This window comes from Cytobacillus oceanisediminis, assembly GCF_004366035.1.
Taxonomy (GTDB): Bacteria; Bacillota; Bacilli; order Bacillales; family Cytobacillaceae; genus Cytobacillus; species Cytobacillus oceanisediminis_C.
The window spans coordinates 418649-431668 of sequence record NZ_SOEE01000001.1; the positions used below are offsets into that span (position 1 = coordinate 418649).

Genomic DNA, 13020 nt, shown 5'->3' on the forward strand with positions numbered 1-13020 from the left:
ACTTAGTTTTTTTCAATCCATTTTATCATTTTTTGCAGATCCGTGTCATAGTAAGCATATCCGAAAATTTCCTTATCAGACCCAATTTTCGTTTTGAAGGTAATTTGAATTAAGCTTGTTGCCACTGGTGAGACTTCATATGAAACAGATCCATTTTTAAACGAAAAAATCCCTGACTCATCCGGGTCTATATTTTCGCTTAGCATTTTTTCAGTTTTTTTTAAGGAACACAGTAAGTAATACTCCTGCATCATGACGGTTTCCGCCTGATTCACTATCCTTTTCTCAGAAATAAAATGATCTAATTGAATCGTAAGGAGAAAGAGTGCAGCCAGAATGATTGTTAAAGTAAGTGGATAAGAAAATCCATCCTGATTACGGTACATCAATATCCTCCATATTCATAAGGTAATATAGACGGGCCGAATGCTCCTGATCAAAACTATCCGATACATTTATTTCAACTCCGCTTTTAATGGAACTGAATGTTATTCTATCAAGTTTCTGCAGGACAATTTCATGGCCTTTCATATCCACTCTCCTCCTCAAATTAGAACCATATTTTTCATAAATCACATTTTTCCCGTCTATCGTTAATACAATGGAAACTGGTGATATTTCTGCAGCATCAGCAAGCCTGATCTCTTTTTTCAGCTGATTGATAAATACATACCACTCAAGCCTTTGCGTCCTGGCTTCCATTTTCCAGTCCTGAAAGAGGAAATGAATGCTGACAGGCAAAAAGGAAGAGATCATTAAAAATATTGCAAACGCAAACAGCATTTCCAGCATGGTAAATCCTTTATTGTTGGAATACTTCACACTTTTCTTCCGGTCTATCCCGTACGTTTTCATATCTTATGCAAACCTCCATAAATCCTTGGTTTTCGATAGGGAATATTTCATAGACGGTTTGATTTTCTATTATAGTCTTCCCCTCAGGATAATGCCCTTCCGAGGCGGCCTGCTGAAGACTCTCATAAAGCAGCTGTGTGCTTTTGTAATCCTGTTTTACCTCTTCAGAGTGCTCAATAGCCTTAATAACAAGAGGAAACATTATGCCCGCTGCAAGCAGAATCCCTGATAAAGACAGAAGGAGCTCAGCCAAAAAGAATCCTTCATTCCTTCTCCACATAAAATCTCCCTCTTCCAATTAAAAAGGTAATTTTGTATTGGTCATTTCCTGCTTTGACATAGAAAGTACCGAATTTATTTGTAATACCTCCAGGTCCATATTGAAAAAACAATGGCATGGTACCCTCCTTAATCTCAATTATTCCAGGATATTCTCTGCTGATGATAGGATCAGCTGCAAACTTTGCCTGGGCGTAATACCTTTTCTTCTCGGGAACAATTTGAATAGCTACATCTGTCTGATGGGTGATGGCATAGCTCTGGGCATAAAGCAGGTCAGACTTTAATTGGGAAAAGAACATTCTCTTTTCAAGATTGAGGAATTGCGGTTTAAGAAGAATAGCTGTAATCGTGGCAATCATAAGGAAAATACTGAAAACGAAAAGAGTTTCTATTAATGTAAAGCCTTCTTTGTTCTTTATCATGACCCTGAAGATTCAACCTTCCCTTCTGCAGAAATCTTAATGGCATCTCCATTTGGACAAGTCGTGGTTTCAGCATTGAGGTATTCGGAATCCACTAAATCCTGTATACCTGAAGGAAGCTCTTTATTGTCAATTTCATATGCCTGAACCTGGGCCTGCACCATTTTAACAAACGCATCGCATCCCTTGCTGTTTATTTTTGAATTGTGTTTCGTTACATTCGGAATGGTGATGATTAAGAGCACGGAAATCACCAATAAAACAATCATCATTTCAATGAGCGTGAACCCTTTGTCATTATTTACTGTGCGCCATTTCATTAAAATCCCTCCAATAGATGAAACATAGGCAGCAGAACCGCCAAATACATTGAGACTATTAAAAAACCGATAAACATATATAAAATAGGCTGAATCACTTTAAGAAGTTTTTCTGTCTTTTCCTCCAGTTTATTTAAACAATGCCTGCTGAAAAAAGATAATTCCTGGTCCAGCCTCCCATTTTTTTGACCATGTCTGATAATATTGGCCAGTTCCCTTTCAAAAAAAGGATAACTAATTAGTATATCCTCAAGTTTATTCCCCTCACGGAGTTTGATTTTCACGGCTTCACCGAGGGCACTGTAAAAAGGCTGCTTATCATTTTTCTCAAAAAGACTAAGCGCCTCATATATGGATAGGCCGCCATTTAAGAGGTGACTGAGCTGTACAGCAAAGAAATGGGTATAGTAAAGGCGAAGAAAATGGCCTCCCGCAGGAATTTTTACCATGACCTTCTTTTGCTGGATAGGGGAAAGCTTTCTGAATCTAAAAAAATAGTATATAAGCAAAGTGACTAAACCGAAGAGTACAGTCAGAATGAATAATGGGAGAAGGTCCCCAAACAAATAAACGGCTTTCGTGAAGAAATTAGGCTTAAGATGCATGGAAACGAATAAGGAGGAGAAACGGGGAAGCAGGACTTTATCAACGAAGACAAATAGGAATGCGGTAATGAACATCAGAAAAATAGGATAGGCCATCAGTTTTTGCAATTTTTCAATGTCCTTTCCTTTTCTCAGCACCATTTCACTTCCTTCAAGAAATGCTGAAGCAAGGCCGCCATGCTGTTCAGCAAAAAATACATAGCCGATCAGATTATTATTAAAGTTCATGTTTGCAAGGATTTGATAAAATGGAAATCCTTCTTTCAATTGAGAGAGGCACTGGCTGATTTCATGTTTTCGTTTTGGCGGCAGCTGATGCATCAGTGATTCCAGTGCCTCAGATAAGGGGTACCCTCTGGACAGCAGTTCACCAGTATTTTTCAGAAACAAGCCCTGTTCTTGAATGGTCCATTTATATTTCTGCATTGTCTTGCACCCACCTGCTGTACTCAGTGTCCTTTATATATCCCAGAGCAATCCCTTTAGTTATTACCTCTTTAAGCGTGCGATACTTAACAAGACTTCCTTCACCTCTCGCCTTCTTGATGGAGGCATTAAGCGCTCTTCCTGCAAGAAGTTCAAACACACTTGCCCTTTTCCACCTGCCGTATCCATAGCAGAATGGAGAACATTCCCCTTCACAATAAGGGCAATTCAATTCGACAAGGCGCTGAGCCGTGACAGCTACTAGTGTCTGCTCAATTTCCATCATATTCACCCCAAACTCAGCTAAACGATATACAGCCCCCTGAGCATCCCGAGTATGCATCGTGCTTAAGACAAGGTGACCTGTAAGCGCTGCTCTAACAGCAATCTTCGCAGTTTCCGCATCCCTGATTTCACCCACCATAATGATATCGGGGTCATGGCGAAGGATTGCTTTCAAGCCTGCGGAATAAGATACGCCTGCTTTTTCATTAACTTGAACTTGAAGGACCAAGTCATTTTCTTTTTCAATCGGATCTTCCAGGGTGATCACATTGCGATGGAACATATGAGAGGTTTCATTCAGCAGAGAATACAATGTGGTGGTTTTTCCGCTTCCAGTTGATAAAGTTACATAAATACACCTAAACTTTAATTTATTAATAAATTGGAATACGCATTCCATTTTTTATAAAAAATTGCTAAACTATTAAATGTAAAAAAAAGAAGGGGGAAATAAGTATGAAAAATTTGTTTATATTTGGTGTTGTCGCTTTAATTATTGGATTGCTAACGGCTTGTGGAGGAGTTGAACAAGTAGAAAAGAAAGAACCGGTTAAAGAAGAAACAAAAAAAGAAGATCAGAATCCTGTTCCTAATAAGGAAGAAAATGAGGATGTACAAAAAACCGAAGCAGGAACTTTTACAGCAGTTCATACTTTTGAAAAAGAAACGAAAATAGATACTGAATCACCATTTGAGCTAACAATAAAAAAAGTTAAAGCTTTTAGTGGTGAACTATCTGAAACAGGTAAAGAGCTTATCCCAGAAGCTAACGGTGACATGGTTATTATTACTATGTCTGTAGAAAATACTAGCGATGAAACATTGTCGTTTTATCCAGATCAATCGACTATTACCACAAGTACAGGAGAACAATTAGAATCAGAAGTGTTCTTTTCAGATGATGTAGGCGGGGATTTCATCGGGCAAGTAAAAAAAGAAGGAACAGTTAGATTTTTACTAAAAAGTACAAAAGCAGAAGATATCGAATGGGTCCGTATTTTAATTGATGCACCACATAATGAGAATCTTGATAATATTGGCAAGTCAGTAGATCATACATTTACATTTTGATATAAAGTAAAAACAGCCCCTCTCAAATTTATGAGAAGGGCGTTTTAAATTTATTCCTGAACAATGTAAGTTTGATATCCTTTTTTCTTCAATTCAGCAGCAAGATTATCGGCATTACCCTTATCTGAGAATGCACCAACTTGGACTTTATATAATTTTTCACTATTTGATGAGGTTGGTTTTGATTCAGGTTTCTTCTTTAGGCCGAGGAATTCGGCGACCCCTTCGACATGGCCTGCAGCAATTAGAATTAATTTAGATCTGCTTTTTAAAATGGCAGCATCTGTTTTATTATCAATAAACCCATTTTCAGTTAGCATTGCTGCCATTTTTGATTCTCTTAGAACATGGAAATTAGCCCGCTTCTTCCCTCGGTCTTTGGTGAATACCTTTTTACCGATGATCTTTGAATGAACTGCGTTTTGGAAAGCTTGTGTCTTCGCTCCTGCGCCAGGGTAGATATATGATTCAAACCCGATTCCCCCGCCTGCGTTTATATGAATGGAAAGGTAAAGATCCGCACCCCAGACATTCGCTTCATTTGTGCGCTGCTCTAAAGAGAAATTCTTATCTCCCAATCTGGAAAATTTAATTTCCACATTTTCATATTCGCCTAACATATCTTTAATATATTTACCTATTTCCAAAACTACATTACATTCTTTCAGTCCGTTCCCGACTGCCCCCGGGTCCATTCCTTTTAAGTCACCTTCATGTCCAAGATCAATATATACTTTCTTTTTAGCCATTGTTTTCTTCTCCCTTCATAAGAAGAGCCACCCGGAAGGGCAGCTTATTTCTTCTTTTTAAACCAACCGGTGTATGTGTTCTTCCACACTGCATATAGATTTACAGTTAGGGCGATGGCTGCTGAAACCAACACAACAAAAGCGTTTATACTTTCTTCATTAAACCATTCAAATGCGATTCCCACTGTGGACAAGAAAAAAAGAAGGGCCGTAAGGAACCCTCCTAAAAGTGTTGCGATATCTTTATTCATTTTTAGCTTCCTCCTTTGAATACTGTAAACACAATCGCTATACTGCCGCCAATGACTCCTGTGCAGACTGCTGTGATTAAAGCTGCTGTAATCGTCCTCTTAATCCATGTAGTATTTTCATTAATGCTATCCAAAGTTTTATTAATTGCTTTAATTTGTTCATCATGTCGATCAGTTTTTCTTTCCAATTTATCAATCCTGGAATCCATGGACTTGATTTCACCTTTAATTTCTGTAATTTCATTTCCATAAACAATAGGCGCTGTCGTCTCCTGTGTCACTCACAATCCCCCTTTTTGACAAAATAAAAAAGCCCTATTTGGCTTCTGTTTCACAATGTCTGATTTAATTTATCTTCCAATTCTTTTACTTTCGCTTCAAGTTCAATAACTCTATCTTTAAGATTATCTGTTTCTTCAACCGGTTCAGGCTTTCGAATTATCGGGGTAAGCTTCATTATTTCCGCTCTCCTCTATGATTAATTCCTCAATAAAAACAAAATCACCTTTATACGTTCCATCTTTAGCAGTTTCAACTGTCATTAACCTGTGGAATATTTCGCCTTCTCCTTCAAAAACTGCAGGAGTTCTTCCATCATCATAAGTGACAATTAATCTATAATCATAAGAATTGTTTATTTTTACAATATATAAATCATGAATGACGTTTATTTCTTGATCAAAAATCAAATCAAATTCAACTGCTTCGATATCTTTTGAATCTAATTTGCCATGACCAATACTTATTGTTGTCTCTGTTTCGGTTAATTCAAATCCAGTCATGAAACGTCTATTATTGATTGTTTTTATTTCAATCATATAAACACCTCTTATCTGATAGTTTCATATAAGATTAACAATCTTATAGTTATGGTTAAAGAAGAACCTAAAGTGCCCGGTATATATCGCATCCACACTCTAAATCCTGTGGAAGACTGATTATATACAGCTACATTGAAATTAACCGCATTAGAATTATACGGAACTGCTATTACATGGAATATATTTTCTGCTCCGCTAAAATTATAATCATTAAAAGTTTGACTTTGACCAGCATCCATTGTAATTGTGAATTGGTCTATATAACCGATAATTGAAGAATGCTGCACACCATGTATATTTTGGATATTTTGAGATACTAGATTCATTGAAGGCCAAAAATAATTATTATTTCCTGCTCTCATTCGTGTTTGTGGAAGGTATGCTAAATCTGTATAAATGCCTGCATATGTCCCTGAAGAATCAGTGTCTAATTTCATCATCTGCTTTGAAGAACCATCACCAGTTCCGCGATATTGCCACACTTCAAATCCGAAACGTTCGTCAGTTCCACCTGGAGGATTATTATCCCTTCCTGTATCGATTATTACTCCGCTCCATCTTGTTGGAGGAGTTGCAGTATCTGTAAAATTTCTTAAATGAATTTTGGGGATCCTTCCTGCAGCTGTACCTCCAGACCTTGTGCTCCTTAAAATTAATTCTCCATTATCAAGCTCCTCTGTAGAACCATCAATTTCTCCTATACGTGTGTTTCTATCAAAATATGCTACACGTTTTGAAGTTTGACCAGTTGTACCGAATCCAAGTGCTAAGAAGTTTTTATAAGAGTTTAATGCAAACCCTGGATCATTAGATGGAACTGTAACTTCATCACGAATCGAACCAACTAAAGAACCGTCTATTTCGCTATAAACTTGAAATCCAAATTCATTTACAGAAGCGATTTTATTATTTGATCTGTATGCATCCAATGTTCCATCTTTTATTTGAACAATATTCCCGTTTCCGTCATCTGAAACAATTTCAATACCTGTTAATATACCGGTTGTGATATTCGTTGCATTAATATCTATTACATTCACTTTTCCTGCATCTAATGTACCGGTTGTGATTTTATCAGCACTAACACCTTGCGCAATTAATTGATTAGTAATTGTTAATGGTTGAATATCATTATTACCATTGATTTTTACTGTCTGTGTATTAGCTTCTGAACTAAATGCACTTGTATGTCCGTGCGTATTAACACCACGTACTCTGTAATACCACTGCTGGTCAGTTTCAATACTGTGGACGAATCCAGAGGTTTTACCTCTAAATAATAAATTAGATGAGTCTGGTATAAAATTAGGAGTCTGAGAACCATACAATTCATAATCAGATACAAACATGTCATATTGGAAAGACCATCTTATTAATACGGTCTCGAATAATCCAAATGCTTCTAATGTTGGTACATCTGGAAGAATATCCGGTAAATTATCTCCATTGATCTCAGGGTTTTCAGCTTTATCCCAAATACCCTCTTTATCATTTATTTTTGATACGACATCCCCTAATAATCTGTCTGAATCATATAAATCAATGAAATCACCAAATTGTATTTTCCCAACATCATCAGGATTAGCAACATCGTATTCATAAACAATTACCCTTGCTTCCACTTCAATCGGCTTTGAAAAATTACGGTCAATAACAAAATTAGTGTCTCCTAACCTTGATTTCTCGAATTCATAGCCTTCCACACTATCAAGAAGGAAACCATCTAATGAATAATTTACAATCTGTTTTTTAGCTTGCTGCAAAGCTAACCAAGTATTCATCAATAATGTTTCTGGGTCGTCATCTTCCCCGCTTTCATAAATTCCGAATCTATGTCTGAATCCTCCGCCTGATTGTCCGTATCCGTATTTTTCTAATGCTTCAGGATCTCCAACCCATTCTTGCCCAGCTGGTTTATCCACTGGATCTCCATTTGCTTTACTCCAGACAACATCCCTAAAAGTTGTTTTCCTGGTAAATCCTCCGTCTTCTGTTTCAATGCTCTTTCCACGTCCATATAGAGCTGTCTTTGGATAAGATTGAACGGTTCGTTGTAACGACAATATATCTTTATCTATTTCCCACCGTTTCCCTGTATCAGATCCACGCCTGGTTAAAATATCAATATATCTTCCAGTAATTTTATTACCATCAATCTCTATTCTGTCTACAAACTCACCGCCATAAGTGTTTAGAATTTCTTCTAATGCATCTTTGACAGTGATGTAATAAAAATTGACTGTATTTAATCCTAATGAAGCAACTGTTCCGACACTCCATCGTGTATTCTCTAAAGCGCTTGTCAAAGCTTCCTGAGCACTCTTTCCGATAATCCGCTTGTCTTCTATCGCTTCATCATAAAGTTCCATCATAGCAGGTTCACAGACAGCAGTAATCGTTGCTTTCCCATCCGATTCATCGCTAAATGTTTCTCTTATAAAAAAAAGACGAAAATTGGCGTCTTTGTCCATAAAGGCAGCAGAATTTTCGTCCGTTACATATTTGGCATCCACATGATTGGCAGGCACTGTGAACTCTAAAGCAGATCCCTTATTCAATTCTTCTTTAAACATTGCATTCCAGAATGGGCAAGGTGTATTCTCAACTGATCCATTCGTTTCATTCGATAAGATAGCAAGCATATTATCATAATGGTCAAAGATATATAAATCTGCCATTAGTACCACCTCGGTCTATAGCTATAATTAACAGTTGCAACACCATCTGGTAAGACATGAATATAATTCTTTCCAGGCGTTAATTTAAACCAGGTAGAGTCAAAAGTTAAAATGTTCATATTCACTATCCCATTTAACGTTATTTTTCTTTTTGACATATCAATTTCTACTTTATCTCCAGGAGTGAAATCATATATTAATCTCACAAATCCGAATGTACCACCATGCATTATTTGAAATTCTGAAGCATTTGCAGTGAATTCGACATTAAATATTGGTAATGAAGGACCATTTCCGTCTATTTCAATGGAATTTAAATCAATTTCGACTTCTAAATCCACATAATCCGTTTCGATTGTGGAAGGTGAAATTCCGTTTGACGGTTCGGCATATGCAATAAGATAAAAGAATCCATCTGAATTTACATATAAACTTACATTTTGAGAAGTGTGTGTTAGTTTCGATATGGTATCTGTTGTTTGACTGAATACTGTGGTGTTCCAAGCGTTCGCATCACTTCTCCAAGCAGAAATAGTTGACCTGTTTTCCCCCGCCTTCAATTCGACTTCCAACTCTACATAATCGGTGTTGATCGTGCTTGCCGTTGTGCCGTCTGAAGCTTCTGCATGGGCTAGGAAGTGAATGAACCCGTCAGAATCGATATTATTCACGCTGTCAGTCCTTGTTAATTTTGTTACTGTTCCGTTTGTGTGAGAAGTTGTTCCGGCCCATGATGTAATTGCCCAAACTTTAAGAGTTGCTTTATTACCTGCAGGGCCAGAACCGTAACCATGCCAATTTACAGTTAAAGGGTTCAGATTGCTTTTCAACCACTGCGCCTTATCCGCTGTTGTTGCGCCTGGAACCGTTACAACGTATTTACGCTGTACGTATTCGATTAGGTTGAAGGAGAAAACTCTTTGAGCAATTTGCCCTGAAGAAACAGCCGAATCAGGTGTGAACACACCATCTAAAACAGATATGGTTTCATACGCTGAAGTTCCTGATTCTGTAGAAAAGTCTGTATTCGGATTCCCCAAAGTAGTTAAAGCCCCACGCCATCCAGAAAAATGAGGATTCTCAACCGTACTCCCCGAAACCTTCCCCACAAAGTTCGCTATGCCAATCGGATCAGCCTGCTTGTTCGTCCCTTTCCCCCACCAATTAGCCGTTATTTGGCTTATATTCGTTTTCAGCCATTGCACCTGTGCAGCAAGGTTTGCACCTGGTACGGTGAAGCCGAATTTGCGCTTGATTAGGGCGATTAGGTTGAAGGAGAAAACGAGATTTCCTTGCGACCCATAGTTAGTGCGAGTAGCAGGTAGAGTAGAACCGTCTAAGTACATTATCCGCGAGTAATTAGAGTCGGTTATTTCAAAAGAAGCTTCAGAAGGGGTTGGTATACCAACAAAACTAAGTCCAGCAGTCTTGCTTATGTGCGGATTTTCTTTGGTACTCCCCGCAATCTTCCCTTTAAAATCATCAGTTCCTGATTCAGTGTTAGGAGTTAAAACATCCGTTTCATAATCATCATATTTATATGGCTGCCGGATTAAAGGAATCGTACCATTTGTAATAAAGAAGTATTCATCCTCTTGTTTGCTCGTATCTAAATAAGCATAATATGTTTTACCTGGTTCATCAGAAAATGTAACGGGTACTACTTCTCCGCCCATAATAATTGAATTTAATTCATCAAATTTAGTTCTGATTTCTTCTAAATTATCTGTATTAAACACATAATCAATTTCTAATGGCTTATCTATTAAACGTCTTCGGACATAATAATCTCCGTCCCTTCCTGCTACAGAAACAACTGAGTCCTCCACACTAGCAAGTCCTCTACCCCTTACCTTCAATACTTCTATGGGAAGTTTAATTCCGTTATAAGTCATTGTAAAACTCATAGTAACCCCCCATTTAATTGCCTAATAGCCCGATTCCTTCTATCTACTTGAAGTCCTGTAACATCATTTGTGATCGATTCAGCAATTACTCTACCGTTTAAAATGGATTGGACAACAATATTCTCGGGCATCCCTTTCATTACCGCTGTCATAACGGAAGCCATGTTATCTTTATTAAATCCTAATTGTTGTTGTTTATTTAAATCAGCGTTTAATGTCATAGTTGCTGCGTTTGCTAACCTCTTGCTTGCGTTTCCAACTGCATTTTCCATATCACCTATACCATTTGCAAGTCCTTGGCCAACATATTCACCAATTTTAGTTGTTATTCTAGATGGGCTATGTGTATCAAAAGCATTCTGCAATGTTCTAATAACATAACTGGCAATTGATTTTGCCTTGTTATAAATCTTATAAGCTGTATCTGTAATACCATTTACTAATCCCGAGATTAAATCTTTACCAATTCGATATGCTTCTTTAGGAATTTTGGCAATTTTTTTGAAGATAGGCTGTACAATCCTTGATTCAATGGATGTTTGGAGGCTTTGAGCAACGGAAACAATACCCTTAAGTAGCGCTAGTATTAATTCAGCTCCAGCTTCTAATATTTCATACCTATGATCCCAAATCATTCGTCCCATTTTTGCAACTAATTCAACAATCTTGTCTAAAACTAATGGCAAATTCGCCTGTAATCCTTTGATTAAACTTAACAGTAATTCTTTACCGTTTCTCAGCATATTAGGAAGATTATCAACAAATATATCTAATAATTGGATTAGTAGTTTAGAAATCAATGATAAAATATCAGGAATCAATTCAATAAATGCTTTTTGGACAACATTTAATATTTCCAATCCCTTTTGATAGAACTGAGGAAGGTTTTGAACGATGAATTCTATCATTTTCGTCAACATATCCCGGACAAATTGTATGATCTTCTGTGTGCTTTCACCTGATTTACCTTCTAAATCAGTTAAACTTTTAATAACTCCTGCGTTTTTATTTACCCAATCAACTAAAGCAGTTAATAGAGTAGTTAAAAATGTCATTAAGGGGGTTAGTGTAATAGATAGTTCTGCTAATGCATCCTTTAATGCTAAATTCGCCTCATGATTAGCAACTAATTCTGGATTTAACTTTTTATATTCTTCATATGCAGAAGCTAATCCTAATGAAGACAACTGCTCTAAGACATAGTTAGTTTCATCTCCGTTCTTTTTAGCTTTCGCTAATCCAGCATTAAAGGTTTCTAAACTTACTTCTGATCGTTCTAATAGTTCAGCAAACGATCCTGCAGCTTCTCCAGTTGCGAATGTTTCCTGGATACCGTCAGCTATACCTTCCGTGTTAAGAGTGTCAGAGAAACGGATAGCAGCGCCATTAACCAAGTCGATAGCATCAGCTAATTGATTTTCATCAAAACCTGTTTGAATTAAGTTAGATACCGTTTCTACTGCTGCTTCTGTATCTCCAGATACTGCAGCTATTTCTAACATACCTTCTTTAATAGGTTTATAGTTGAAACCGACGTTATTAGCGTTTGCTTTCAATCTTGCTAATGACCTATTGTAATCTTCTGTCCCCTCCACAAGACCAGCAATCCCTGCTACTCCTGCAGCTGATATGCCAGCAGCTGCTTTACTTGCAGTTCCGATTCCTCTTGCTAATCCACCAACTGCTTTTGTTGCTCCACGAGCAGCTGATTCTATTTTCTCCATTCCTCTTGCGATTCGACCAGGTTCATCTCCAGCTCCAAGACTATCTAATTCATTTTGAAAATGTTCGAGCCTTCCTTCCGTTGCGATAATTTCACGCTGAAATGCTCTGAATTGATCTGCACCAATTTCTCCATTTTCAAATTGACGTTGTACTTCTTCCTCGGCTTCTTTAAGTTGTTCTAATTTTTTAGTTGTATTTTCAATCTGTTCGCCTAATAATTGTTGTTTTTGAGCAATTAATTCAGCATTGCCGGGATTGAATTTAAGCAATCTATTAACATCTTGCAACTCTTTGTGTAAATCCCTGCTTCGTGAATTAACATCACTAAGCGCCTGATCTAATCCAGTTGCATCACCGTCAATTTCAATCGTTATACCTCTAATTCTGCTACTAGCCATGGTCTCACCTACCTTTTCAGACTAGAATCTATCGAAATCTGCCTGTGTAGCTTTCCTGCCTTTTCTGCTCTTCTCCTTGGGGTTGTGGAAGCCAACATATTCATCAATGAAATCAAATACCATTTGCACTGACATCTCATCAAGTTCTTGAAGTGATAGTCCAACGTGTTTGGCTATAAAATAAAAAAAGTCAGTGGTCAATTCACGACCAGCTGACTTCGTTTC

General features: G+C 37.4%; 16 protein-coding genes and 1 pseudogene. 1 reads left to right on the forward strand and 16 read right to left on the reverse strand.

The genetic code is table 11. From position 1 onward, the window contains the following. Positions 1–2: 2 nt before the first annotated feature. Genes comGG through DFO72_RS02160 form a run of 7 tightly spaced genes read right to left on the reverse strand, consistent with a single transcriptional unit; the run spans position 3 to position 3595 of the window. Complete coding sequence (gene comGG / locus DFO72_RS02130) at positions 3–386, reverse strand: competence type IV pilus minor pilin ComGG (RefSeq protein ID WP_113884372.1); 384 nt, start codon at positions 384–386, stop codon at positions 3–5. Next, positions 376–855, reverse strand: a complete 480-nt coding sequence (gene comGF / locus DFO72_RS02135) for a competence type IV pilus minor pilin ComGF (protein WP_243856040.1) — start codon at positions 853–855, stop codon at positions 376–378. Before comGF ends, comGG begins: the two co-directional genes overlap by 11 nt. Beyond that, positions 803–1135: a phosphatase gene (locus DFO72_RS02140; RefSeq protein WP_113884371.1), complete on the reverse strand. Its 333-nt coding sequence runs from the start codon at positions 1133–1135 to the stop codon at positions 803–805. Before DFO72_RS02140 ends, comGF begins: the two co-directional genes overlap by 53 nt. Then, positions 1119–1559 (reverse strand): competence type IV pilus minor pilin ComGD, encoded by a 441-nt coding sequence (gene comGD, locus DFO72_RS02145; RefSeq protein WP_113884370.1) that lies wholly within the window; start codon positions 1557–1559, stop codon positions 1119–1121. The genes DFO72_RS02140 and comGD overlap by 17 nt, the downstream gene beginning before the upstream one ends. Then, the gene (gene comGC / locus DFO72_RS02150) at positions 1556–1879 is read right to left on the reverse strand and encodes a competence type IV pilus major pilin ComGC (RefSeq protein ID WP_113884369.1); all 324 of its coding nucleotides are present in this window, start codon (positions 1877–1879) and stop codon (positions 1556–1558) included. The genes comGD and comGC overlap by 4 nt, the downstream gene beginning before the upstream one ends. Further along, complete coding sequence (comGB, locus tag DFO72_RS02155; RefSeq protein WP_113884368.1) at positions 1879–2910, reverse strand: competence type IV pilus assembly protein ComGB; 1032 nt, start codon at positions 2908–2910, stop codon at positions 1879–1881. The genes comGC and comGB overlap by 1 nt, the downstream gene beginning before the upstream one ends. After that, positions 2897–3595: an ATPase, T2SS/T4P/T4SS family gene (locus DFO72_RS02160; RefSeq protein ID WP_258549832.1), complete on the reverse strand. Its 699-nt coding sequence runs from the start codon at positions 3593–3595 to the stop codon at positions 2897–2899. Before DFO72_RS02160 ends, comGB begins: the two co-directional genes overlap by 14 nt. 56 nt (positions 3596–3651) lie before the next feature. Between DFO72_RS02160 and DFO72_RS02165 the strand changes: the two genes are divergently transcribed. After that, a complete protein-coding gene (locus DFO72_RS02165; protein WP_113884367.1) occupies positions 3652–4266 on the forward strand; it encodes a hypothetical protein in 615 nt (204 codons plus the stop codon). 50 nt (positions 4267–4316) lie between these two features. Here the strand turns inward: DFO72_RS02165 and DFO72_RS02170 are convergent, their stop codons facing one another. From DFO72_RS02170 to DFO72_RS02205, 9 genes and pseudogenes are all read right to left on the reverse strand, one after another. After that, on the reverse strand, positions 4317–5015 hold the full coding sequence (locus DFO72_RS02170) for an N-acetylmuramoyl-L-alanine amidase (RefSeq protein ID WP_113884366.1): 699 nt from the start codon (positions 5013–5015) through the stop codon (positions 4317–4319). A 44-nt stretch (positions 5016–5059) separates the two neighbouring features. Continuing rightward, positions 5060–5266: a PTS mannose transporter subunit IID gene (locus DFO72_RS02175; RefSeq protein WP_113884365.1), complete on the reverse strand. Its 207-nt coding sequence runs from the start codon at positions 5264–5266 to the stop codon at positions 5060–5062. Positions 5267–5268: 2 nt separating this feature from the next. Further along, positions 5269–5547 carry a hemolysin XhlA family protein gene (locus DFO72_RS02180; protein ID WP_113884364.1) on the reverse strand — a complete coding sequence of 93 codons (279 nt, stop codon included), beginning with the start codon at positions 5545–5547 and terminating at the stop codon, positions 5269–5271. Positions 5548–5597: 50 nt separating this feature from the next. After that, positions 5598–5723, reverse strand: coding sequence for a hypothetical protein (locus tag DFO72_RS30335; RefSeq protein WP_258549831.1), 126 nt, complete (start codon positions 5721–5723; stop codon positions 5598–5600). Further along, entirely contained in the window at positions 5692–6084 is a 393-nt protein-coding gene (locus DFO72_RS02185) for a hypothetical protein (RefSeq protein ID WP_113884363.1), read from the reverse strand. Before DFO72_RS02185 ends, DFO72_RS30335 begins: the two co-directional genes overlap by 32 nt. An 11-nt stretch (positions 6085–6095) precedes the next feature. Further along, positions 6096–8765: a phage tail spike protein gene (locus DFO72_RS02190; protein ID WP_113884362.1), complete on the reverse strand. Its 2670-nt coding sequence runs from the start codon at positions 8763–8765 to the stop codon at positions 6096–6098. Beyond that, the gene (locus tag DFO72_RS02195; RefSeq protein ID WP_113884361.1) at positions 8765–10672 is read right to left on the reverse strand and encodes a distal tail protein Dit; all 1908 of its coding nucleotides are present in this window, start codon (positions 10670–10672) and stop codon (positions 8765–8767) included. Before DFO72_RS02195 ends, DFO72_RS02190 begins: the two co-directional genes overlap by 1 nt. Before the next feature lie 1789 nt (positions 10673–12461). After that, positions 12462–12795: pseudogene (locus DFO72_RS30545) on the reverse strand (hypothetical protein); the annotation flags it as partial. Between the two features lie 21 nt (positions 12796–12816). Continuing rightward, on the reverse strand, positions 12817–12996 hold the full coding sequence (locus DFO72_RS02205) for a hypothetical protein (protein WP_113884359.1): 180 nt from the start codon (positions 12994–12996) through the stop codon (positions 12817–12819). Positions 12997–13020 lie beyond the last annotated feature (24 nt).

Excerpts from the sequence above, each read along its gene's own strand:
- comGG (WP_113884372.1), bottom strand. The coding sequence starts at position 386 with ATGTACCGTAATCAGGATGGATTTTCTTATCCACTTACTTTAACAATC.
- comGF (WP_243856040.1), bottom strand. The coding sequence starts at position 855 with ATGAAAACGTACGGGATAGACCGGAAGAAAAGTGTGAAGTATTCCAAC.
- DFO72_RS02140 (WP_113884371.1), bottom strand. The coding sequence starts at position 1,135 with ATGTGGAGAAGGAATGAAGGATTCTTTTTGGCTGAGCTCCTTCTGTCT.
- comGD (WP_113884370.1), bottom strand. The coding sequence starts at position 1,559 with ATGATAAAGAACAAAGAAGGCTTTACATTAATAGAAACTCTTTTCGTT.
- comGC (WP_113884369.1), bottom strand. The coding sequence starts at position 1,879 with ATGAAATGGCGCACAGTAAATAATGACAAAGGGTTCACGCTCATTGAA.
- comGB (WP_113884368.1), bottom strand. The coding sequence starts at position 2,910 with ATGCAGAAATATAAATGGACCATTCAAGAACAGGGCTTGTTTCTGAAA.
- DFO72_RS02160 (WP_258549832.1), bottom strand. The coding sequence starts at position 3,595 with ATGGAATGCGTATTCCAATTTATTAATAAATTAAAGTTTAGGTGTATT.
- DFO72_RS02165 (WP_113884367.1), top strand. The coding sequence starts at position 3,652 with ATGAAAAATTTGTTTATATTTGGTGTTGTCGCTTTAATTATTGGATTG.
- DFO72_RS02170 (WP_113884366.1), bottom strand. The coding sequence starts at position 5,015 with ATGGCTAAAAAGAAAGTATATATTGATCTTGGACATGAAGGTGACTTA.
- DFO72_RS02175 (WP_113884365.1), bottom strand. The coding sequence starts at position 5,266 with ATGAATAAAGATATCGCAACACTTTTAGGAGGGTTCCTTACGGCCCTT.
- DFO72_RS30335 (WP_258549831.1), bottom strand. The coding sequence starts at position 5,723 with ATGAAGCTTACCCCGATAATTCGAAAGCCTGAACCGGTTGAAGAAACA.
- DFO72_RS02185 (WP_113884363.1), bottom strand. The coding sequence starts at position 6,084 with ATGATTGAAATAAAAACAATCAATAATAGACGTTTCATGACTGGATTT.
- DFO72_RS02190 (WP_113884362.1), bottom strand. The coding sequence starts at position 8,765 with ATGGCAGATTTATATATCTTTGACCATTATGATAATATGCTTGCTATC.
- DFO72_RS02195 (WP_113884361.1), bottom strand. The coding sequence starts at position 10,672 with ATGAGTTTTACAATGACTTATAACGGAATTAAACTTCCCATAGAAGTA.